Source organism: Pseudomonas moorei (assembly GCF_008801475.1).
Taxonomy (GTDB): Bacteria; Pseudomonadota; Gammaproteobacteria; order Pseudomonadales; family Pseudomonadaceae; genus Aquipseudomonas; species Aquipseudomonas moorei.
Genome location: NZ_VZPP01000008.1, coordinates 1 through 22,099, shown reverse-complemented (window position 1 = coordinate 22,099; position 22,099 = coordinate 1). Strand labels below are relative to the sequence as shown.

Sequence of the window (22,099 nt, the reverse complement as noted above, 5' to 3'; positions counted from 1 at the left end):
GGATTCACTCCTTTCAAATCTGCCAGACCAAAGGGAGCTGCGATGCGCCTTCCATTTCTTTATGCGTTGTCCACGCTCGTTTTTTTGAGCGGCGCCCCTTGCTTTGCGCAGGCAGCGGATGCCGCCACCACCGACCCAGCCGCCAGTGCACCGGCCCCGGCGCCCGTTAAAGATGCCGTGTTTACCCAAGAGCAGCTGGATCAAATGCTGGCGCCGATTGCGCTTTACCCGGACCCGCTGCTGGCACAGGTACTGATGGCTACGACCTACCCTGGTGAAGTGACCGAAGCGGTCACCTGGTCCAAAGCCAATCCGGACGCCAAGGGCGATGACGCGGTCAAGCAAGTGGCGAACCAACCATGGGACCCCAGCGTGCAGGCGCTGGTCGCCTTCCCCCAGGTGCTGGCGACGCTGGGACAGGACCCCGTGTGGGTACAGCGCTTGGGTGATGCCTTCCTGGCGCAACCGGACGATGTCATGGAGGGCGTGCAACGCTTGCGTCGCCAGGCGCAAGCCGCCGGCAACCTGCAGAGCAACCAGTATCAGAACGTGACCATCCAGAATGTGGCGGCTCCCGCCCCGGCACCGGCACCCGCCGCGACGAGTTCGGCCCCCGCTCCGGCCCCTGCCAGCAGCAGCTCCACCATCATCATTCAGCCCGCCGATCCGCAGGTGGTGTACGTCCCCACCTATAATCCGACCACCACCTACGGCACCTGGCCCTATCCGGCGTCGCCGCCGGCTTACTACCCACCGCCGCCGGCCTATTACCCCGGCCAGGCGTTGATGGCCGGGCTGGCGTTCGGGACCGGGGTGGCAATCGTCGGCGCGTTGTGGGGTGAATGCGACTGGGGCAATAACGACGTCGATATCAACGTCAATCGCTACAACAACATCAATGGCAACAACCGAATCACCAATAACAGCTGGCAGCACAACCCCGTGCATCGCAATGGCGTGCCCTACCGGGACACCAGAAGCCGCGAACAGTACGGCCGTCAACTGGACGGCGCCAATCAGCGTCAGGCCTACCGGGGGGAAGATGCCCAGCGCGCTCAGGCGCGTGAAAAGGCCCGTAGCTCAATGGACAAGCACGGCATCGAACGGCCCGCCACCAGCAACCTCGAAGCCCGGGATCGTGCGCGCGAAGCCCAGGCGCGAGACTCGGGCAATCGGTTACAAGCCGGTGCAGACAAATCCAGGGCATCAGACAGAGCCAACGCCACAGACAGACCGAAAGCGACTGACAGAAGCCAGGGCACGGCCAGGAATACCCGGGACAATCAGCAGCCCAGGAAAGAGACGGCGCAAGGCAATCAACGCGCACAGGACAATGCAAAGGCACGCCAGACCACGCAAAACCGGCCGGCCGCGAAGCCCGCCAGCCGGGGCAGCGCCCCCGACAATGCCTTCGCTGGCGCGCGCTCACCGTCCCAGGCCAACCTGCAAGCCAGTCGTGGCCGGGCCAGTCAGGCATCCGTTCAGCGCCCCAGCGCCTCGCGTTCAGCCGGCCAGCAGATCAGTCGGCCTTCCACTCCACCAGCGCGTCAAAGGGGGGGCCGCCGTTGAATAACCATCCTCGAGTACCGGCTCTCAAAGGCCTGCTTGGTAGTGCCCTGGCGATCACGGCCGGTTTGGCCTGGTCCTGCATGGTCATGGCACAGCAGGCGTTTCCCACCCCTGAAAAGGCCGCCCAGGCGTTCGTCGAAGCACTGGGCACAAAACACGCCGATCAGAAACGCCTGACCGAGTTACTGGGCAACGAATGGCGCACCTACATCCCCCGCGAAGGCGCGGAGCGCAAAGACGTGGATGCGTTTTTGAAGCAATACCGCGAGCAACACGTCATTGAAAAAACCAGTGATGGCAAGGCCATTCTGTCGGTGGGCAGTGACCACTGGACACTGCCCATTCCCATGGTCAAAAGCGCACAAGGTTGGCGCTTCGACATCAAGGCCGGCAGTGCCGAGATCCGTGCCCGTCAAATTGGCCGCAACGAACTCGCCGCCGTGCAGTCGGCACTGGCCTATCACGACGCCCAGATGGACTACGCGTCAGTGGATCGTGACGGTGACGGTGCACTTGAATACGCGCAGAAAATCTTCAGCACCCCGGGCAAGCACGACGGGCTCTACTGGGCGGACGACAACAGTGGTCAGATTAGCCCGCTGGGCCCCGAGTTCGGCAAGACCATTGACGGCCAGGACTGGCATGGTTACCACTTCCGCATCCTCGATGGCCAGGGCCCTTCGGCACCGGGCGGCGCCTATAGCTACCTGATCGGCGACAAGATGAGTCGGGGCTTTGCACTGATCGCCTGGCCGGCACAATACGGCGAGAGTGGCGTGATGAGTTTCATGATCAGCCATGACGGTCAGGTATTCGAGAAAGACCTGGGGCCTGACGGCGAGAAGCTGGCGCAGTCGATGAAGCTGTTTGATCCGGATGACAGTTGGAAAGTGGTGCCTGCGGATGACGAGCGGCCGGATTGACTATGGACGGCGGCTAGCCGGTTTGCCCGGCCAGCCGCGATGGCGATTGAAGACTCAACAGCCACTGACTCAATAGGACTTTTTCGTTCCCGACGTGCCGGCGCGGCTCAAGCCTTTTGTGTTGTGGTCCCCTGGAGTCGAGGTCGAAATAGCCGAGGCTTTGGTTACGCCGCGGGTATCTTTGGAATGGGCGATGCCCGAGGTGGTCGCGCCATGACCACGATCGTGATTGCGATCACTGCCATAGTGGTTGCCGCTTATCCCGTGGTCACGAACCGCCTTGCCGGCATGATCGCTGCTCAGCCCATGGCCACCACCATCACCGCCATGGCCACCACCATCACCGCCATGGCCACCACCATCACCGCCATGACCACCACCGTCACCGCCATGGCCACCACCACCACCACCACCACCACCACCACCACCATCCTTCGCGTAGGCGGCGTTCATGATCGACAGATCAGCAGGGAGTAACGGAGCGGCTGCCAGCATCAGGGCGCAGGACATTACAGCAATGAGACTCTTGTTCTTCAAAAGCATGGTTGCTTCCATAGGGTTGATATCGCGAACTGTATGACGCGATAAATCAACGCCGGTTCAAATCCTGCGACAGACGGAATGCCGGTCGCTGCCTGAGTCACTTCGGATCATCACGCACGCGAAGGGTAAGTCGATTCCCCTATCAATCCCGTCGATGTTCACCATCACATCAATGAAGTTCTCTTAAAAAACCGGCGGCGTAACATGAGCTCCATACCCAACAAACAACACCCCCGGAGCACACGATCATGAAACGCCAAACTCTCCTCAGCATCGCTTTTTCGGTCTTTGCAATGAACGCTTTTGCCGCTACCTCTGTTCAGCCTGTTGTCGCTGAAGGCGGCTCGGATCGTCTGATTGAAAGCCGTGTGGCTGAAGGAGGTTCTGACCGCCTGATCGAAAACCGCGTCGCTGCCGATGGTTCCGATCATCTGCAAGGCAACACCGTCGCTGCCGATGGTTCGGACCATCTGCAAGGCAACACCGTCGCTGCCGATGGCTCCGATCACCTGCAAGGCAACACCGTCGCTGCCGATGGTTCCGATCATCTGCAAGGCAACACCGTCGCTGCCGATGGGTCCGATCACCTGCAAGGCAACACCGTCGCCGCCGATGGTTCCGACCACCTGAAAGGCAACACCGTCGCCGAAGGTGGTTCCGATCGCCTGATCGAGAACCGCGCTGCCTGAGCCATTCGCCCTGGCGCAATACCCCGCAAAAAGCCCGGCCTGATCAGCCGGGCTTTTTCTTGGGCGCCCGTTTTGTGCTTGATCGATTATCCTGTGGCACCCCACTCCACCCTGCCATGCATCTATCGGAGACACCTGTGCCCCCCTTGACCGCTCGCGAGGTTTATCAGCAATTGCGTGACGTCGCCCAAGGCATACGCACGCTAAAGCGCCTGAACGAACAAGCCGTGGCCGGCCAGGTGCTGGTCGACATCGAGGGTTGGCGCCTGATGCTTGAGGTCGAGGCGCATCAGCTGCGCCACTGCCTGCATTGCCTGAGCACGGACGGTCGTGCGCTCGCCGGTTGGCAGCGTTACGGCACCGACCCGGTGAGTCTGCTCAGCACTTGGGAGCTAGCGCAGATTGAGCGGCGGCTGGCCGCGCCTGAGTCCGCTTGATTGCGCCGCGACCACTCGTCCCCTCGTCGTGCCTGTGCTACATAACACCCCTGTGTGAACTCCGCTCCCGATGAGGTCTGCTTATGCTCCACTTCCCACGCCTTTCGCCGTTGCTGACGGGCGCCCTGCTCGGCGTTCTCGCCAGCGGCACCCAGGCCGGCGCTGCCACCCCGGCACCCGATACGCTGCAACCGTTGCTGGCCACGATCAATGAGCGCTTGAATCTTGCAGATCAGGTGGCGTTGACCAAATGGGACAGTGGCAAGCCGATCCAGGATACCGCCCGGGAGACGCTGGTCATCGCCAATGCCCGCAGGCAGGCAATCGAACACAAACTGGACCCGGACGACGCCGCCGAGTTGGTCGCCGCCCAGATCGAAGCCAACAAGCTGGTGCAGTACGGGTTGCTGGCGCAGTGGCAAGCGGCGAGCAAGGCGCCTGACGAGCCACGGCCAGACCTCAATAAAATCAGGCCCCAACTGGACGAGTTGCAAAACCGTCTGTTACAGCAATACGCCGATTTCATGCCTTATCGCGTGGATCCGGACTGCCCGGCCTGGTTGGCCGCCCAGCGTTCCAGCCTGATCAAGGATGCGTTGCATGGCCAGGCGCTGATACGCGCCACCGGGGAGCTGTGTATCACTGAACAATGAGGCCAGCGGTATTCGCGGTTGTCGATGGCGTCCTTGAGAGGGCCTTCGCCGGCAAGCCGGCTCCTACATAAAGCCAGCGGTACAGTCATTGACTGCGTCGATAGTCACCATTGACTCAATGAAGTTCTCTTAAAAAATCCGCGGCGTAACATGAGCTCCATACCAGACAAACAACACCCCCGGAGCACACGATCATGAAACGCCAAACCCTCCTCAGCATCGCTTTTTCGATCTTTGCAGTGAACGCTTTTGCCGCTACCTCTGCTCAACCTGTCGTCGCTGAAGGCGGCTCGGATCGTCTGATTGAAAGCCGTGTGGCTGAAGGGGGTTCTGACCGCCTGATCGAAAACCGCGTCGCTGCCGATGGTTCTGACCATTTGCAAGGCAACACCGTCGCCGCCGATGGCTCCGACCACCTGCAAGGCAACACTGTCGCCGCCGATGGTTCCGACCACCTGAAAGGAAACACCGTCGCTGCCGATGGCTCCGATCATCTGCAAGGCAACACCGTAGCCGCCGATGGCTCCGACCATCTGCAAGGCAACACTGTCGCCGAAGGTGGTTCCGATCGCCTGATCGAGAATCGCGCTGCCTAAGCCGCTCGCTCTACCGTAGCACCCCGCAAAAGCCCGGCCTGATCAGCCGGGCTTTTTCGTGGGCGATATTTAAGCGAATCTATGGCTCCCCTCACAGGATCCTCTCCATGAGCAAGACTGAAACGCTGGCCAAAATCGTGCTCGGTCCCGTGTTGCTCATGCAGGGTATGTACACCCGGCGGGTCACGCCGAAATTGCCGGAAGCCGAGGGCGAACGCGAAGGTGTGTCTGGCGTCGGCGAGGAGCTGCGTGTGCTGATACTCGGTGACAGCGCCGCAGCCGGAGTGGGTGCATCGACCCAGGCCGAAGCGTTGAGCGGCCAGTTGGTCAGCCGCCTGGCCACGGATCATCAGGTGTTCTGGAAGCTCTGGGCGCGCTCCGGGCTGGACTCCCAGGCGCTGCTGGATCTGCTCGCACAGCGTGCGCCGGAACGCTTCGACGTGGCGCTGCTGTCCATTGGTGTCAACGATGTCACGAGTCAATTGTCGGCCGAGCAGTGGATCGCCCTGCAACAGCGATTGATGGACGTGCTGCGCGACCAATTCGCGGTGAAGCAGATCATCCTGTCCCCGCTCCCGCCCATGCACCTGTTTCCCGCCTTGCCGCAACCGCTACGCTGGTACCTGGGCAACCGGGCGGCGCGCTTCAACACTCGGCTCGCCGGGCTGGCCGCGGGCAACGATCACTGTACGATGCTGACGACCCGGCTGGCGCCCGTGGCCGGTTCGATGGCGCGGGACGGTTTTCATCCAGGCCCGGCGATCTACAGTGTGTGGGCCGACGATGCCGCCCGGGCCATTGCCCGGCGCTGTCGAGCCAGCGCATCAGACAAGGTTTGAACCACAACAATAAACAGGAGTTGAAAATGTCCGGACTGAAACTGCATCCCAATGCCGCAGCGTCCTTGAACCAGTGGCACGAGATGATCCGCAGCGGCGACCTCAATGCCCTGCCCGGTTTGCTCGACCCCAACGCGGTGTTCCGCTCGCCCATGGCGCACACGCCGTATCCCGGCGCGCCGGTGGTCTCGATGATTCTCAACACAGTGTTCAACGTCTTCCGGGACTTTGCCTACCACCGCGAATTGGCCACGGACGACGGCTTGAATGTGGTGCTGGAGTTCAGCGCCATGGTTGGCGAAAAACAACTCAAAGGCATCGACATGATCCGTTTCAACGAAGAAGGAAAAATCGTCGATTTCGAGGTGATGGTCCGTCCGTTGAGTGGCTTGCAGGCACTGGGCGAGGAAATGGGACGACGCTTGGGCGCTTATCTGGCCGCCAGCAAAGCCTGATCTTCTCTGCAATCAGCAAACTGTGGCGCCGCTGAGCTTGCAGCCGGGACCAGGACGCGGAGCCTTGGCGTGTGCGCAAACCGGGCGTCGGTGGCATCATCTCCGGCTACCAAGGCTTCGATGCCTTAGCACCCACCGTCAATGTCTCTGATCGACCAAGGAAGTCCCTGATGCCTATCAAACCCCTTCTGCTCTGCGCCAATGCGTGCCTGGCCCAGACTGCCGGGGGCCAGCGATGACGGCGGTTATCCGGCCGCGCCCGTTGCTGACAGGCCTCGGCCTGTTGCTGCTGTTGGTGTTCTGGATGTCCCTGGCCCTCGGGCCGGTCAGCTTGCCGCTGGGTGATACCTTGCTGGCCGGGTTTCGGCTACTCGGATTGCCACTGAACGGAGGCGACACCCAACAAGCGGAGCTGATCCTCGGCCAGATCCGCCTGCCACGCAGCTTGCTCGGCATCACGGTCGGTTCGGTGCTGGCGCTGTCGGGTGTGGCCATGCAGGGGTTGTTCCGCAACCCGCTGGCCGACCCGGGGCTGGTCGGCGTGTCCGGTGGTGCGGCGCTGGGTGCGGCCCTCGCCATCGTCGGCGGCAGCCTGCTCGGTGGTCTGCCGCCGATCATCGAGCCGTACCTGCTGTCGGTCTGCGCCTTCGCCGGCGGCCTGATCGTCACAGCGATCGTTTATCGCTTCGGGCGTCGCAATGGCCAGACCGACGTCGCGACCATGTTGCTGGCGGGTGTGGCCATGACGGCCATGGCCGGTGCCGGGGTCGGGCTGTTCACCTATCTGGCCGATGACGCCACGCTGCGCACCCTGACGTTCTGGAACCTGGGCAGCCTCAATGGCGCCAGCTACCCGCGCTTGTGGCCGTTGCTGATCGTCGCGATCGGCGTGGCGTTGTGGTTGCCGCGTCGCGCGGCGGCACTCAATGCGCTGCTGTTGGGCGAATCGGAAGCCCGTCACCTGGGTTTCAACGTCGAGCGGATCAAACTGGAGCTGGTGCTGTGCACCGCGCTGGGCGTCGGTGCGGCGGTGGCGGCCGCGGGCCTGATCGGTTTTATCGGCCTGGTGGTGCCCCACCTGATGCGCCTGCTGGTCGGCCCCGATCACCGCGTCTTGTTGCCGGCGTCCTTGCTCGCCGGGGCCAGCCTGTTGTTGCTGGCCGATCTGGTCGCGCGCCTGCTGCTGGCGCCGGCCGAGTTGCCGATTGGCATCGTCACCGCCCTCATCGGTGCTCCCTTCTTCCTTTACTTGCTGGTACGGGGGCGCTCCTGATGCTGCGGGCAAACAACCTGGCGGTACAGCGCGGCCGTCGCACCGTGCTGGCGGGCATCGATATCCAGTTGCAGGCGGGGCACGTCCTCGGCGTCCTGGGGCCCAACGGCGCCGGCAAGAGTACCCTGCTCGCGGCCTTGTGCGATGAGCTGCCCGCCAGCGAAGGTACAGTCAGCCTCGACGGACAACCGCTGGCCGGCTGGCCAGGTCAGGAGCGGGCCAGACGCCTGGCGGTACTGCCGCAGAGTTCGAGCCTGAACTTTGCTTTTACGGTCAATCAAGTGGTGGGCATGGGTCGCTTGCCCCACGCCAGTGGTCGCGTGCGCGATGGCGAAATCGTCGCCGAGGCGCTCCGTGCCGCCGACGCCTTGCACCTGGCCGAACGCAGTTATCTGGCCCTGTCCGGGGGTGAGCGCCAGCGTGTGCACCTGGCCCGCGTGCTGGCGCAATTGTGGCCCGGTGCCGAGGGACAGATTCTGTTGCTCGACGAACCGACCTCGATGCTCGACCCGCTGCACCAGCACACCATCCTGCAAACCGTGCGCGATTTCGCCGGGCGCGGTGTGGCCGTCCTGGTGATCCTGCACGACCTCAACCTGGCGGCACGTTATTGCGATCACCTGCTGCTGTTGCAAGACGGTCGCCCCCGCGCCTACGGTACTCCGGACGCAGTCCTGACGGCCGAAACCCTGGAAGCGGTGTATGGCCTGCAAGTGCTGATTCAGCGGCACCCGGAACGTGGCCATCCATTGATTATCGCGCGCTGACCTGCCTGTGTCCGTTGTGCGCGAGGCAACCATCGACTCACAAGGACATCCCATGCGCATTCTGTTGCTCTGCCTGTTCAGCCTGCTGGTGGCCTGCCAATCCCGTCTCGTGGCACCGACGCCGCCACCGATGGCCCCGCAAGGGCGGGATCACGCCGACTTCGGGGTCATCCGCGAACTCGCCAGCGGTCGCAGCCTCACGCCGCAGCAACTGGTCGATCGCCTGGCCAACGCGCCGCGGGTGCTGGTCGGCGAACAACACGACAACCCCGACCACCACGCCCTGCAACTCTGGCTGCTGCGCGAACTGGCGGCACAACGTCCCCAGGGCAGCCTGCTGATGGAAATGCTCAACCCCGACCAACAGGCCAGGGTCGATGCCGCGCAGGCCGCCAGCCGTGCCGGTCAACCACCGACCGATCCCTATCAGGCGCTGGCCTGGCAAGCCAATTGGGATTGGGGCGTTTACGGGGCCGTGGTCAACTATGCGTTGCGTCAACCGTACCCGCTGTTGTCAGCCAACCTCGACCGCTCGCAGATCCTGCAGATCTACCAACAGCCCCCGACCCTGAGTGGTGCAGCGTCCAACACGCCGCAGGTTCAAGCCACCTTGCTGGACGACCTGCGCGCGTCCCACTGCGGGTTGCTGCCTGAAACGCTGCTGCCGGCCATGCTCGCGGTCCAGCAGCAGCGCGACCGGCGCATGGCCGAGCGCCTGCTGGCGGCGCCAACCCCTGCCCTGTTACTGGCCGGGGCGTTCCATGTGCGCAAGGACCTGGGCGTGCCTTTGCATTTGAAGGATCTCGGCGCCAGCCAGGACAGCCTGGTGTTGATCCTAGCCGAAGCCGGCAAGACCGTGAGCGCCGAGAGCGCTGATTACGTGTGGTATACGGCGGGACAAGCGGAACAGGATCACTGTGCGCAATTGCGTCAGTGAGTGGAAATGCTAAAGGGATGGCCGTGCGTCATTGCATGGACTTGACCAACCTGGAAGATTTTGCCCCATGCAAACACGATGTCGCTCATGTGGCCGTTGGTCGATAGTCCAGGATTTTTGTGTCGTCGGCACAGACGCCAAAGCGAAGGGACTTGCAACGAGAAAACAGTCAATATACGCGCCCCCCGGTGAGTCGATGAGGCTCGGGGAGAGTGACTTGATACCCACGTAACGACCGGATGAGGTCGAGTGCTACGTAGTAGCTGAATTTCAAGGTTTACGATGAGTTCCAATTAATGCCATTGACGCTTTATTTCCTGCCACTGGTCGTCTGACAGCCACTTGTCTGCCACCGGAAAGAAAATATTTTCCTCCGCATCCATGTGATCGTAATATTTTTTGATGAAGTCATCGACAGTGTCAGCAATCACTCTCGTTTCCTGGGTTGTGCCCTCCAACATTTTCAGCTGTCCAGCAATACGCCCAAATGCCAGATGGTCTCGCTCGATATCCTTGACCCGTTGATGAATCGGTGCCTCAGTCGCTAGCAAGGCCAGCCGAATAAGCTCTTCATTTTCATGGTGGTGTCGCTCTGCATCGCCGTGCAAGGTTTCCAACATCTTGAACAACAGCTTGCAGTCATCAGCACCATCGGTGTCATGTCTCAGCTTCCTCAGTAACTCTTTGATCTGAGTAATTTTCATGGCCACTTCATGATGATAGGCATGAAGTTCTTTCAACAGGACGTTCATATCAAATCCTCGTCACGACACCAAACCACCACAGAAAAACACTATTAACAAGCAACCTGCCTTGCTACCGCCGCTTTTAAATTTTCATATTTTTCAATAGCTTGAAACATGCACTCACCCATACTGTTCAATCTTTCAGTATAGGCGAGCAAAGCGCTCTCACCCCACGAAATATGCCGCTCTTTGAAGAAACTGAAAAATGAAGTGGATGTTCACATGGACTATTCAGACTGCTGGATGCGCGCCAGCGAATCTGGAAGGAAAAGGCAGCGTTCATGATTGACGCGATTCATACGTGGGTCAGGTTGAATGCAACGGGGTGTTCAAATGGGGGCCATTTCGCAGGCCGATCACTGCGCCGGAAAAGTCTGAAGATAGGCCAGCAGATCGTCGATTTTTTCCTGATCGCTGATGCCCCAGAAGATCATCCGTGTACCGGAGACCACGGCTTTGGGATCTTCGATGTACGCGGCGAGCTTTTCCCGGGTCCAGACCACGCCCGAGGACTTCATGGCGTCGGAGTACTGGTAATCGGTGGTGCTTCCGGCCGTGCGCCCGATGATGCCGTTGAGTTGCGGGCCAAAGAAGGCTCGCGCTGACTCGCCGATCTGATGGCAGCCCCCACACACACGCTTGAACAGTTTGCCGCCCGCCTCGGCATCACCGGCCGCAAAGGCTTGCGTACCCGACAAACCTGCCTGAAGCAGCAAGAAGAAGGTCAGCACCGCAGCTTTGTTCATGTACAGCTCCAGATCAGTAATGACGCACGGCAGAAAGGGGCGGCCATTTCATCATGTCCAGCGCCTTTATCGAAGGGATTGTTGCGGGTTCATGGGCGAAACGCCTTGCACGCCACCCTGCCTATGAGGGCGAGCTTTTGCTCCCGGCTTCTTGAGCGCAAATCGCTGATGGCAGTCTGATACAGGCCTTGGCAGACTAGTGCCCCTTGTACCCCGGCCTGCACTTTTATAAGGAGAGAAAACTGATGGTCACTTGCTACCTGAAATACGTGCTCGACCCCTACAAGCTCGACGCATTCGAGCACTACGGCAAGCTGTGGATTCCCCTGGTGGAGAAGTTCGGTGGCCAGCATCACGGCTACTTCCTGCCCTCCGAGGGTGCCAACAACATTGCCCTGGCGATGTTCACCTTCCCCAGTCTGGCGGCTTACGAAACCTATCGCCAAGAGTCGATGAACGACCCGGCGTGCATCGCCGCGTTCAAGTATGCCGAAGAAACCCGCTGCATCCTCAGCTATGAGCGCAGTTTCTTCCGGCCGGTGTTCGGTTAAGGGCCATCCGCGATTTGAAGCGCCGGGCTCAGCCCTGCTTCAAATCCAGGCAGTAGGTGTAGTAGCCCGGGTCGCGCACATACCCCAAAGACTCATACAAGCGCTGCGCCGTGTGGTTGTCGGTGGCAGTTTCCAGGGTCATGCCCTTGGCGCCGCTCAACCGTGCGAAGTCGCGGGCGGTGTTCATCAACAGGGTGCCAACGCCTTTGCCGCGAGCGGCGGGCGCGCTGAACAGGTCGCCGAGCAACCAGGTGCGGTGCGCGTCGATGGAGGAAAAGGTCGGGAACATCTGCACGAAACCCAGGGTTTCGCCGCTGGTGTCCTCGGCATAAAAGATCACCGATTCGTCACGGGCGATGCGCTCGGCGATGAAGTCACGGGATTGCGGCAGGTTCGATGGCTGACCGTAGAAGCCGCGATAGGCGTCGAATAACGGGGCGATCTTGTCGATGTGCGAGGCGTCGGCGCGCAGGGCCTGGATAGCCATGAGGGTGCTCCATTGCGGTCTCAAGGATCTACAGACTAGCAATGGAGGCTCAATCGAGAGGTAATATTTTCCTGAAAACAACACGACCCTATGTGGTAGCGGACTTGCTCGCGAAGCGGCCGTGTCAGTCGACATGAATGTTGAATGAAGCACCGCCTTCTCGAGCAAGCCCGCTACCACCTTGGGTTGCAGTGCCTTCAGACCCGCACGTTACGCCCCGGCAGGGTCGAACGCTGGCTGTTTTCCCAGTTTTCGACCAGCCCCACCGGCACATCCGACGCCGGCAGCATCTTGCGTCCGCGCACCAGGTCCGATGCCCGTTCGGCGAGCATGATGGTCGGCGCGTTGAGATTGCCGTTCGGTTCGGTCGGGAACACCGAGGAATCGATCACCCGCAGCCCGGCGATGCCATGCACGCGCAACTCGGAGTCCACCACGGCCAATTCGTCCTCGCCCATGCGGCACGAACCGCAAGGGTGATAGGTGCTCTCCAGGTTGTCCCGCACGAACGCATCAAGGTCTTCATCGCTGGTCAGGTGCGCGCCGGGGGCGATTTCGCCATCGCGGAAGCGGTCCATGGCTTTCTGGCCGATGATCTCGCGGGTCAGGCGGATGCAGCGGCGGAAACCTTCGCGGTCCTCTTCGCGCTCCAGGTAGTTGAAACGGATTTCCGGATGCTCGTAAGGGTCGGCGGAGCGCACGCGCACGTAGCCGCGGCTCTTCGGTTTGTTCGGCCCGGTCAGCACCATGAAACCGTGGCCCTTGATCGGCTTGTTGCCGTCGTAACGCATGGCCGCCGGCAGAAAGTGGAACTGAATGTCCGGCCAGCGCAAGCCCTTGTCGGAGCGGATGAAACCGCCGGCCTCGAAGTGGTTGGTGGCCCCCAGGCCATCCTTGAACAGCAGCCAGCGCAAACCGATCATCAGTTTGCTCAGCGGGTCCATCTTGCTGTTGAGCGTCACCGGTTCCTTGCAGCCAAACTGGATGTACACCTCGGCGTGATCCTGCAGGTTCTCCCCTACCCCCGGCAGGTCATGACGCACATTGATCCCGGCCTTGCGCAGGACCTCGGCCGGGCCGATGCCGGAACGTTGCAGCAGGTGCGGCGAGCCGATGGGCCCGGACGAAATCAGCACTTCCTTGTTGCAATAGACCTGGTGGGTCTGGCCACCGTGGTCATAGATGATGCCCACGGCGCGCTTGCCTTCGAGGATGACCTGGCGGGTCATCGCGTGGGTGATCACCGTCAGGTTCGAACGGTCCATGGCCGGGCGCAGATAGGCGTTGGCGGTGGAACAGCGCACGCCGTTTTTCACGGTCATGTGCATCGCGCCGAAACCTTCCTGCATGTAGCCGTTGCAGTCATCGGTCTTGATGTAGCCCGCTTCTGCGCCGGCTTCGACCCAGGCCCCGTACAGCGGGTTTTTCATGTGGTTGCCATTGGTGGTGTGCAACGGTCCGGTTTGCCCGCGATAGCTGTCACCGCCGGACTCGTAGCTCTCGGCGCGCTTGAAGTACGGCAGGCAGTTTTTATAGCCCCACCCCTGGGCGCCGAGGGATTCCCACTCGTCGAAGTCATAGGCATGACCGCGGATGTACACCAGGCCGTTGATCGACGACGAGCCCCCCAGCACCTTGCCCCGTGGGCAGTGAATGCGACGGCCGTTGAGGTAGGTTTCCGGCTCGGTTTCATAGCGCCAGTTGTACTTCTTGGTGTTCATCGGGATCGAGAACGCACTGGGCATCTGGATCACTACACTCTTGTCGCTGCCACCGAATTCCAGGACCAGCACCGAGGTGGCCGGGTCTTCGCTCAGGCGGTTGGCCAACACACAACCTGCCGAGCCTGCGCCGATGATGATGTAGTCGTATTTTTGCGTAGCCATGATTTATCTCCGGACCGTCGATTCGTTGAAAACGGGCTTCGACGGCTTGGTCAATTTGTCGCCAGTGGTGAATTGCGGGGACGTTTTCTCGATGTGCTGGATGACCGCTTCTTCGCGCTTGAGATCGATCGAGCGGCTCAGCCAGTAGTAGGCCACCCCCGATACGATCAGCCCGACCAGCCAGGCGATGTCGATGCTGCCCAGGGCCTTGGCGAGTGGGCCGACATACACTTCGCGCTGTTCGACGCCGTCGAAGATGTAGAAGAACGGAATCATCGAGACGAAGCCGATGGCGTAAGCGGCGATGCCACGCAGGCCCCAGCTGCCGTAGATGTTGCCGTGGGGCATGAAGAAGTGCGGGATGGCGTAGCGGCCCTTGCGCACGAAGAAGTAGTCGGTGAGGTTGACCGAGGTCCAGGGCACCAGGAAGTACAGCATCACCACCAGGTAGATGCCGAGCACCGACAGGCCTTTGCCGGAACTCTGGATGCTCAGGGCCACGCCCAGTTGCAACAGGATCACAAAGGCGATGGCCAGGATCCGCGCCTTGCGGGTCGGTTCGATGTGCTTGATCGAGTCGACGCAGGTCAGGGTGGTCAGCTTGGCGCTGTAGATGTTCATCGCGATCACCGGCAGGAACGCCAGGATGGTGATCACCACAACGGCCGTGCCCATCAGCGGCGACACGGTGTTGCCGACTTGCCCGAGGGCCACCAGCACGTCAGTGGAGTGCAGGTGATCGGCCAGCCAGCCACCCACGGAAATCATCCAGGCACCGGACAACGAAGCGCCCAGGAACACCACCGCGATCAGCTTGCCGCTGGAGGTGTTCTTCGGCAGGTAACGCGAGTAGTCCGATACGTACGGGGCGTAAGCGATGTTGTAGCTCGCCGCGGCCGCGAATTGCGCGATGAAACCGGTCCAGTTGAAACCCAACGGTGCCGGGGCCACTTCTCCGGCGCCGAGCGCCGGCAACACCGCATCCGGCACCCAGCCCATCAACACCGCCAGGGTCACCAGGCCGTACAGTGGCAACGACAGGTACAGTGCCCATTTGAAGCTGCGGTGCATCCAGTCATGCCCGAGGATCGCCAGCACCGCCGCCGGTATTGTCACCGCCACTGCAATCGCGGCGGGGTTGAAGCCGAATAGCGTGTGCAGTCCCTGCATCATCAGCACGAGGTTGACGATGTTGAAGCCGGCGAACACGAACAGTGTCGCCAACAGCACCAGAATCACCCCGCGATAACCGAACTGCGCGCGGGACTGGATCATCTGTGGCAGACCCAGGTGTGGGCCCTGGGATCCATGAAAGGCCATGAACAGCGTGCCGAACATGATGCCCAGCGTACCGGCCAGCGTGGTCCAGAGCGCGGTCAGGCCGACGCTTGGGCCGACGAAGCCGATGGTCATGGTGAAAAAGGTGAAGTTACCGAGAAACCAGAACGGGCCCTGGCTCGACAGTTTGTCGGTGCGCTCGTTCTCGGGGATGAAGTCAATCGAATGGCTTTCGACGACGATTTTGTCATCGAGGACCGACACGCTCGGGGCGGACTTGGCGTTTGTGTTCATGATGGACTCTTATTGTTGGAAGATCATGACGAAAAAACCGCATTTTTTCGGGTCCTGTGGCGAGGGAGCTTGCTCCCTCGCCACAGGTGTCCCCTTTGCCTGCCTGGCATTGTCCTTGGTGCCCGGCAGGCAGGAATGGCTCAGGGCAGCGTGATCCAGACCGCCTTGGTCTCGAGCAGGTAGTCCAGCTGCTCGGCGCCCAGGTCCTTGCCGAACCCGGACTGCTTGTAGCCGCCGAACGGCATCGACGGGTCGAGGGTGCCGTGGGCGTTGACGTAGACCGAGCCTGCCTTCAGACGCGGAATCAGGCTGTGCACCTTGCCCAGGTCATTGGAATACAGGGCCGCCGCCAGGCCATAGGGCGAGTCATTGGCCAGTGCCAGTGCCTGTTCCTCATCGTCGAAGGGTGCGGTGACCAGCACCGGACCGAAAATCTCCTCCTGGACGATGCGCATGTCGTTACGGCAATGGGCGAAAATGGTCGGCTCGACGAAGAAGCCAGGGCCCTCGACCGGCTGGCCGCCGTAGACCAACTGGGCGCCCTCCTGCTTGCCGGTTTCGATGTACTCGGTCACGCGCTGCTTTTGCAGGGCCGAGACCAGCGGGCCGATGAAGCAGTCCGGGTCCATCCCCGGCGCGATCTTCAGGGTGCGGGTATAGGCGATCAACTCGCGCAGGAATTGGTCATAGACACTGCTGTGAATATAGGCCCGTGTGCCCGCGTCGCATACCTGTCCCGAGTTGAAAAACACCCCGTTGGCGACCGCCTGCGCCGCCGCCGGAATGTCGGCGTCGGCGAACACGATGACCGGTGATTTGCCACCCAGTTCCAGGGTCAGGCGCTTCATGTCGTCCAGCGCGGCGCGCCCCACGGTACGGCCGACCGGGGTCGAGCCGGTGAAGGTCAGTTTGTCGATGCCAGGGTGGGTGGCCATGGCTGCGCCGACCACGCTGCCGCGCCCGGTGACGATGTTGATCACCCCGTCCGGGATGCCCGCTTCCTGTACCAGCTCGGCAAAACGCAGGGCCGACAGCGAAGTCAGCTCAGCCGGTTTGACTACCACTGTGCAACCGGTGGCCAGGGCCGCGCCAAGCTTCCAGGCCATGGTTTGCAGCGGGAAGTTCCACGGCACGATGGCACCGACCACGCCCACCGCTTCCTTGCGGGTGTAGGCCAGGTAATTGCCCGGCAACGACGGCTCGACGGTACGCCCGTGCAGCTTGGTGGCCCAGCCGGCGAAGTAGCGCAGGGTATCGACGGTACCCTGGATATCGACGTCCTTGGCGAAGGCGACCGACTTGCCCATGTCGATCGATTCGATTTCCGCCAGCTCGGCGGCGTTCTGTTCGATCAGGTCGGCCAGGCGTTGCATCAGCCGTTCACGTTCGGCCGGTTTGGCCTGGCGCCAGGCACCGCCGTCGAACTGGGCTCGGGCGGCTTGCACGGCACGGTCCAGATCAGCGGTGGTGCCCATGGGAATGCGCGTGATCAGGCCTTCAGTCGACGGCTCGATGACTTCGGACGTCTGGCCATCGCTGGCCTCGACCCAGGCACCGCCGATGAACATTTTCTGGACCTTGCCGAGGAAGGTCTGGGTGGCCTCGGAGACGCCGAATTTTTGCAGGTAACTTTTGACGATCGTGTCCATTTTTATTCTCTCTGCCCGGCAGTCGGGTCCTGCCGGGTTTAGTGGTTTCGATATCAGGCTGGGGTGGCTTCGCTCTGGGCCGCACGCACCTTGCCCCGCTCGTGGAAGATGAAACCGATGCTGTTGAGCAGCAGTTGCGCGGCGAGAATCGAGGTCATGCCGGTCGGGTCGTAGACTGGTGCAACCTCCACCAGGTCCATGCCGACGATGTTGCCTTTGCTGCGCTTGGCCAGGGCCTGGATGATTTCCAGCACTTCGTAGTAGAGGAAGCCGCCGTGGCTCGGGGTGCCGGTGCCGGGGGCGATGGACGGGTCGAAACCGTCGATGTCGATGGTGATGTAGTAGTTGATGTTCTGCGGAATCAGCGCCAGCACGCCTTCGACGCCGAGTCGGCGCACATCGCGCACCGAAAGGATTTTCGAACCGGCTTCATGGGCCGCTTCGTAGTCGTCGCGGTTGGACGACGAGACGTTGCGGATGCCCATCTGGGTCATACCGACGATGTGGTTCATTTCCGATGCGCGGCGCAGCGGATTGCCGTGGCCGTAACGCACGCCGTGACGCTCGTCGACGAAATCCAGGTGCGCATCGAAGTGGATGATGTGGATCGGGCCGCGGCCTTCAAACGCCTTGATGACCGGGGCGTGCACCGAGTGATCACCACCGAGCACCACCGGCATGACACCGGCATCGAGAATCTTGCGCACGGCGTATTCGGTGTTCTTGTTGCTGGTTTCCATATCGGTGTGGACGATGTCGGCATCACCGACGTCGACCATGCGCACGTCGGCGGCGGTCAGGTACATCACGTCGTCTTCGTGGTCGTAGGCACCGGCATGGCCGAAGGAAAACAGCGTCGATGCCTCACGAATCCCGCGTGGTCCGAAGCGTGCGCCGGAGCGCCACTGGGTGCCCATGTCATTGGGCACGCCGAGCACCGCGACGTCGGCATCCAGGGCATCCCAGTCGGTGCACACCGGGGACTTGCCAAAGGTGCAATGACCCACGAATGGCAGGTTCAGGCGACCGGATTCATAACCATTGTTCGACATTTCTAGCCTCTCCACTTCTTGTTATCGGCCTGGCGGACTGCAAGGCGACCGCCGTTGGAGTGACTATGGGCGCAGCTTTTCGTGGAAAAAATGCTAAACATCAGATACTCATATCGGCATTGCCGATGCATCCACAGGCGGGAGGTCCCAGGTGATTCAACTGCACGATGTCGACCTGAAGTTACTCAGGGTCTTTGCCACCATTGTCCGCTGCGGCGGGTTTTCCGCTGCGCAGGCGGCGTTGAACGCCGGCCAGTCGACCATCAGCGAACAGATGACCCATCTGGAAACCCGGCTTGGGGTCAAACTCTGCCAGCGCGGGCGCAGCGGCTTTCGCCTGACCGAGCAAGGCGTGGCGATTCATGAAGCCACCCAGCGCCTGCTCTCGGCGGTGGAAAATTTCTGCATGGACGCTGACGTGCTCAAGCAGCACATCAGCGGCAAGCTCAACCTGGGGATCATCGACACCACCATCACCGACCCCGACTCGCCGATCCCGCGCACCACTCAGCGCTTCGTCTCCCGTGGCCACGATGTGCACCTGAACGTGTACGTCGGCACCCCCGCCGAACTGGAAGAGCGCGTGCTCGACGGGCGACTGCACCTGGCCATCGGGCACTTCCCGATCTACGTGCCGGGCCTGCTGCATTCGCCGCTGTACCAGGAAGCGCTGGGGCTGTATTGCGGGCGGCGGCATCCGCTGTTTGGCAGCAAGGCCGAGGGTGACGAACTGCTCGAAGAGATTGCCGCCAGCCGCATCGTCGTGCGCGGCTACATGCAGCAATACGACCTGGAACACCTGGGCGTGAGCAAGGCGGCGGCGACCGTGGACAACATCGAGGCCCTGGCGATCCTGATCATCTCCGGCGCTTACCTGGGCTTTCTGCCGGCGCATTTTGCCGCGCAGTGGATCAAGACCGGCGAGATGCACCAACTGGCGCCCGCCAGTTTGCAGCTGATGTCGCCGTTCGACGTGATCACCCGTCGCGGCACGGCGCCACCGCCGATCCTGCAGGCGTTTCTCGAAGACCTGGCGGCCTGTTCCCGCCAAACGCCAGCCCCCGAGAAGCATTGACGGCTCGCCAAATTCAAACGGCGCCCGCCATACTCATCGACGCAACGTTTCGCTTCATCACCGGTCAAGGCCACCTATGCGCATCCACGTCACCTTCATCGACCGCGTCGGCATTACCCAGGAAGTCCTGGCCCTGCTGGGCGGTCGCAGCTTCAACCTCGACGCCGTGGAAATGGTGCCGCCAAACGTCTACATCGATGCCCCGACCCTCGGCGCCGAAGTGCTGGAGGAGTTGCGCGAAGCGCTGTTCGGCGTGCGCGGGGTACAAGCGGTGACCCTGGTCGACATCCTTCCGGGACAACGCCGGCGCCTGCAACTGGATGCCTTGCTCGCCGCCAGTTCCGACCCGGTGCTGGCGGTGGATGATCGCGGTCATGTGCTGCTGGCCAACCCGGCCTTGATCGCCTTGTGCGGTCGCGAACCGGCCGGTGAATCCCTGGGCACGCTGTTCGATGATCCCGACTTGCAACCGACGCTGATCGCCCACGGCTTTCGTCTGCCCATGCGCGAAGTCAGCCTCGGCGGCCACACCTTGCTGCTCGACGCCATGCCGATCACCGATGCCGGCGCCCTGCTCACTCTCTATCAACCGAACCGCATCGGCGAACGCCTGTCGGCGCTGCACCACGATCACGCCGAAGGCTTCGATGCGCTGCTGGGCGAATCGCCGCCGATCCGTGCGCTGAAAGCCCGGGCCCAACGGGTCGCGGCCCTCGATGCACCGCTGCTGATCCAGGGCGAAACCGGCACTGGCAAGGAACTGGTGGCCCGCGCCTGCCACGCCATCAGCGGTCGTCGTGACAAGCCGTTCCTGGCCCTCAATTGCGCGGCACTGCCGGAGAGCCTGGCCGAAAGCGAGCTGTTCGGCTACGCCCCCGGCGCCTTCACCGGTGCCCAACGGGGCGGCAAACTCGGGCTGCTGGAGCTGGCCGATCAGGGCACGGTGTTCCTCGACGAAGTGGGGGAAATGTCGCCGTACCTGCAGGCCAAGTTATTGCGCTTTTTGAGCGATGGTTGCTTCCGCCGCGTGGGCGGTGATCGCGAGGTCAAAGTCAACGTGCGGATCCTCAGCGCGACCCACCGCGACCTGGAAAAAATGGTCAGCGAAGGGCACTTTCGCGAAGACCTGTTCTACCGCCTCAACGTGCTCAACCTGCAAGTGCCGCCGCTGCGCGAACGCGGCCATGACATCCTGCTGATGGCCCAGCACTTCATGCAGCAAGCGTGCGCGCAGATCCAGCGGCCGGTCTGCCGCCTGGCGCCGAGCACCTTTCCCGCCCTGCTCGGCAACCGCTGGCCGGGCAATGTGCGGCAACTGCAAAACGTGATCTTCCGCGCGGCGGCGATTTGCGAAAACCCCTTGGTCGACCTCGACGACCTCGACATTGCCAGGACCGCTGTGGAGCGCCGGAACGATGGCGAGGTGGGCAGCCTGGAAGAGGCTGTCGAAGGTTTTGAAAAGGACCTGCTTGAGCAGTTGTATCGCAGCTATCCGTCCAGTCGATTGCTCGCGGCACGCTTGCAGACCTCCCATAGCGCCATCGCCGTTCGCTTGCGCAAGTACGGGATTCCCAACAAGGCCTGACAGCCGGTTTCAGCAACACTGAAAATCCCTGTGGGAGCGGGCTTGCCCGCGATGAGGCCATGTCAGTCACCATTTTCGTTACCTGACACACCGAAATCGCTGCGATGCGGCGACCCGACAAGCCCGCTCCCATAGGGTTCGAGTGCCGCCCAACAATGTATGCAAATCGATACGGCGTATCGAATCCAAGACAAAACCACCTCAACCCGTCTGGCCCGGACTCCGCCCCCTGTTGCTGGTCTGCCTGTATTGATTTCAATACACGAGCAAACCGCAAAACAGCCAAATCCATCATCAAGTCATTGATTTATAACAATAAATCAAAATTGGCACCGCCCTTGCTACGACTCCTTCAGCCACGCTCGCCACCCAACCGAGCCTGCCCATCGTCATTCGCCACTTGCAGCGAATGAGTCAGAACAATGAGGAGTAGATATGAGCGAATTGCGTTTTACCGTCGACCACGAATGGCTGCGCACCGAAGCTGACGGCACGGTGACCGTTGGCATCACGGCGTTTGCCCAACAGGCACTGGGGGATGTGGTGTTTGTCCAGGTGCCTGAACTGGGCGGCTTCGACGCTGGCACCGAAGTGTCGGTGCTGGAGTCGGTGAAGGCCGCCAGCAGCATCGGCATGCCACTGGACGGTGAGGTGGTGGAAGTGAATTCGGCGCTCGACGCGAACCCTGAGCTGGTCAACGAAGATCCGCTGGGCGAAGGCTGGTTCTTCCGCTTCCAGCCTGCTGACGCGTCGGCGATTTCCCGCTTGCTCGATCAAGCCGCTTACGAACGCCTGATCCAAGACCAGACCGACGCGTGAGGATTCTGTATGACCACCCTCCTCGACACCCGTAACGAATTCATCGCCCGCCACATCGGCCCGCGCGCCGGTGACGAGCAAGCCATGCTCAACAGCCTCGGCTTCGATTCCCTCGAAGCCCTCAGCGCCAGCGTGATTCCCGACAGCATCAAGGGCACCAGCGTGCTGGGCCTGGAAGATGGCCTGAGCGAAGCCGATGCATTGGCGATGATCAAATCCATCGCCGCCAAGAACCAGCTGTTCAAGACCT

General features: G+C 61.7%; 24 protein-coding genes. 16 read left to right on the top strand and 8 right to left on the bottom strand.

Annotation, left to right across the window (positions count from 1 at the left end; translation table 11 throughout):
* Window positions 1–42 precede the first annotated feature (42 nt).
* Both F7R06_RS16325 and F7R06_RS16320 read left to right on the top strand, forming a co-directional pair.
* The gene (locus F7R06_RS16325; RefSeq protein ID WP_090323404.1) at window positions 43–1,569 is read left to right on the top strand and encodes a DUF3300 domain-containing protein; all 1,527 of its coding nucleotides are present in this window, start codon (window positions 43–45) and stop codon (window positions 1,567–1,569) included.
* Between the two features lie 80 nt (window positions 1,570–1,649).
* Window positions 1,650–2,492, top strand: coding sequence for a DUF2950 domain-containing protein (locus tag F7R06_RS16320; protein WP_090327424.1), 843 nt, complete (start codon window positions 1,650–1,652; stop codon window positions 2,490–2,492).
* A gap of 69 nt (window positions 2,493–2,561) precedes the next feature.
* Here the strand turns inward: F7R06_RS16320 and F7R06_RS31100 are convergent, their stop codons facing one another.
* Entirely contained in the window at window positions 2,562–3,035 is a 474-nt protein-coding gene (locus tag F7R06_RS31100) for a hypothetical protein (RefSeq protein ID WP_245706711.1), read from the bottom strand.
* A 248-nt stretch (window positions 3,036–3,283) separates the two neighbouring features.
* On the opposite strand from F7R06_RS31100, the gene F7R06_RS16310 reads away from it, so the two are divergent.
* From F7R06_RS16310 to F7R06_RS16270, 9 genes are all read left to right on the top strand, one after another.
* Complete coding sequence (locus tag F7R06_RS16310) at window positions 3,284–3,724, top strand: hypothetical protein (RefSeq protein WP_090323408.1); 441 nt, start codon at window positions 3,284–3,286, stop codon at window positions 3,722–3,724.
* Between the two features lie 137 nt (window positions 3,725–3,861).
* The gene (locus F7R06_RS16305; RefSeq protein ID WP_090323409.1) at window positions 3,862–4,161 is read left to right on the top strand and encodes a DUF7693 family protein; all 300 of its coding nucleotides are present in this window, start codon (window positions 3,862–3,864) and stop codon (window positions 4,159–4,161) included.
* An 83-nt stretch (window positions 4,162–4,244) separates the two neighbouring features.
* Window positions 4,245–4,814 (top strand): chorismate mutase, encoded by a 570-nt coding sequence (locus tag F7R06_RS16300; protein ID WP_090323411.1) that lies wholly within the window; start codon window positions 4,245–4,247, stop codon window positions 4,812–4,814.
* A 194-nt stretch (window positions 4,815–5,008) separates the two neighbouring features.
* Entirely contained in the window at window positions 5,009–5,410 is a 402-nt protein-coding gene (locus tag F7R06_RS16295; RefSeq protein WP_090323412.1) for a hypothetical protein, read from the top strand.
* 107 nt (window positions 5,411–5,517) lie between these two features.
* Window positions 5,518–6,249, top strand: coding sequence for an SGNH/GDSL hydrolase family protein (locus F7R06_RS16290; protein ID WP_090323413.1), 732 nt, complete (start codon window positions 5,518–5,520; stop codon window positions 6,247–6,249).
* Between the two features lie 26 nt (window positions 6,250–6,275).
* The gene (locus F7R06_RS16285) at window positions 6,276–6,704 is read left to right on the top strand and encodes a nuclear transport factor 2 family protein (RefSeq protein ID WP_090323415.1); all 429 of its coding nucleotides are present in this window, start codon (window positions 6,276–6,278) and stop codon (window positions 6,702–6,704) included.
* Window positions 6,705–6,993: 289 nt separating this feature from the next.
* Window positions 6,994–7,977, top strand: coding sequence for a FecCD family ABC transporter permease (locus tag F7R06_RS16280; RefSeq protein ID WP_162493945.1), 984 nt, complete (start codon window positions 6,994–6,996; stop codon window positions 7,975–7,977).
* A complete protein-coding gene (locus F7R06_RS16275) occupies window positions 7,977–8,744 on the top strand; it encodes a heme ABC transporter ATP-binding protein (RefSeq protein WP_090323417.1) in 768 nt (255 codons plus the stop codon). Before F7R06_RS16280 ends, F7R06_RS16275 begins: the two co-directional genes overlap by 1 nt.
* Before the next feature lie 52 nt (window positions 8,745–8,796).
* A complete protein-coding gene (locus F7R06_RS16270) occupies window positions 8,797–9,681 on the top strand; it encodes a ChaN family lipoprotein (protein WP_090323419.1) in 885 nt (294 codons plus the stop codon).
* A gap of 293 nt (window positions 9,682–9,974) precedes the next feature.
* Here F7R06_RS16270 and F7R06_RS16265 read toward each other — a convergent pair whose 3' ends face one another.
* Complete coding sequence (locus tag F7R06_RS16265; protein ID WP_090323420.1) at window positions 9,975–10,433, bottom strand: hemerythrin domain-containing protein; 459 nt, start codon at window positions 10,431–10,433, stop codon at window positions 9,975–9,977.
* A 350-nt stretch (window positions 10,434–10,783) separates the two neighbouring features.
* Entirely contained in the window at window positions 10,784–11,173 is a 390-nt protein-coding gene (locus F7R06_RS16260; protein WP_090323422.1) for a c-type cytochrome, read from the bottom strand.
* 245 nt (window positions 11,174–11,418) lie between these two features.
* Between F7R06_RS16260 and F7R06_RS16255 the strand changes: the two genes are divergently transcribed.
* Window positions 11,419–11,724 carry an NIPSNAP family protein gene (locus F7R06_RS16255; protein ID WP_090323424.1) on the top strand — a complete coding sequence of 102 codons (306 nt, stop codon included), beginning with the start codon at window positions 11,419–11,421 and terminating at the stop codon, window positions 11,722–11,724.
* 28 nt (window positions 11,725–11,752) lie between these two features.
* Here F7R06_RS16255 and F7R06_RS16250 read toward each other — a convergent pair whose 3' ends face one another.
* From F7R06_RS16250 to speB, 5 genes are all read right to left on the bottom strand, one after another.
* Window positions 11,753–12,211: a GNAT family N-acetyltransferase gene (locus tag F7R06_RS16250; protein ID WP_090323426.1), complete on the bottom strand. Its 459-nt coding sequence runs from the start codon at window positions 12,209–12,211 to the stop codon at window positions 11,753–11,755.
* 197 nt (window positions 12,212–12,408) lie between these two features.
* Window positions 12,409–14,097 carry a choline dehydrogenase gene (gene betA / locus F7R06_RS16245; RefSeq protein WP_090323427.1) on the bottom strand — a complete coding sequence of 563 codons (1,689 nt, stop codon included), beginning with the start codon at window positions 14,095–14,097 and terminating at the stop codon, window positions 12,409–12,411.
* A gap of 3 nt (window positions 14,098–14,100) precedes the next feature.
* The gene (locus F7R06_RS16240; RefSeq protein WP_090323429.1) at window positions 14,101–15,669 is read right to left on the bottom strand and encodes a purine-cytosine permease family protein; all 1,569 of its coding nucleotides are present in this window, start codon (window positions 15,667–15,669) and stop codon (window positions 14,101–14,103) included.
* 140 nt (window positions 15,670–15,809) lie between these two features.
* Window positions 15,810–17,318, bottom strand: coding sequence for an aldehyde dehydrogenase family protein (locus F7R06_RS16235; protein WP_090323430.1), 1,509 nt, complete (start codon window positions 17,316–17,318; stop codon window positions 15,810–15,812).
* 53 nt (window positions 17,319–17,371) lie between these two features.
* On the bottom strand, window positions 17,372–18,370 hold the full coding sequence (gene speB / locus F7R06_RS16230; RefSeq protein WP_090323432.1) for an agmatinase: 999 nt from the start codon (window positions 18,368–18,370) through the stop codon (window positions 17,372–17,374).
* A 151-nt stretch (window positions 18,371–18,521) separates the two neighbouring features.
* On the opposite strand from speB, the gene F7R06_RS16225 reads away from it, so the two are divergent.
* The 4 genes from F7R06_RS16225 to F7R06_RS16210 form a co-directional block, all read left to right on the top strand.
* Complete coding sequence (locus F7R06_RS16225; RefSeq protein WP_090323434.1) at window positions 18,522–19,445, top strand: LysR family transcriptional regulator; 924 nt, start codon at window positions 18,522–18,524, stop codon at window positions 19,443–19,445.
* Between the two features lie 76 nt (window positions 19,446–19,521).
* A complete protein-coding gene (locus F7R06_RS16220) occupies window positions 19,522–21,030 on the top strand; it encodes a sigma-54-dependent transcriptional regulator (RefSeq protein WP_090323435.1) in 1,509 nt (502 codons plus the stop codon).
* A 435-nt stretch (window positions 21,031–21,465) separates the two neighbouring features.
* A complete protein-coding gene (gene gcvH, locus F7R06_RS16215) occupies window positions 21,466–21,849 on the top strand; it encodes a glycine cleavage system protein GcvH (RefSeq protein ID WP_090323437.1) in 384 nt (127 codons plus the stop codon).
* A gap of 9 nt (window positions 21,850–21,858) precedes the next feature.
* A partial coding sequence (locus tag F7R06_RS16210; protein ID WP_151149682.1) for a hypothetical protein occupies window positions 21,859–22,099 on the top strand: 241 nt, incomplete at its 3' end.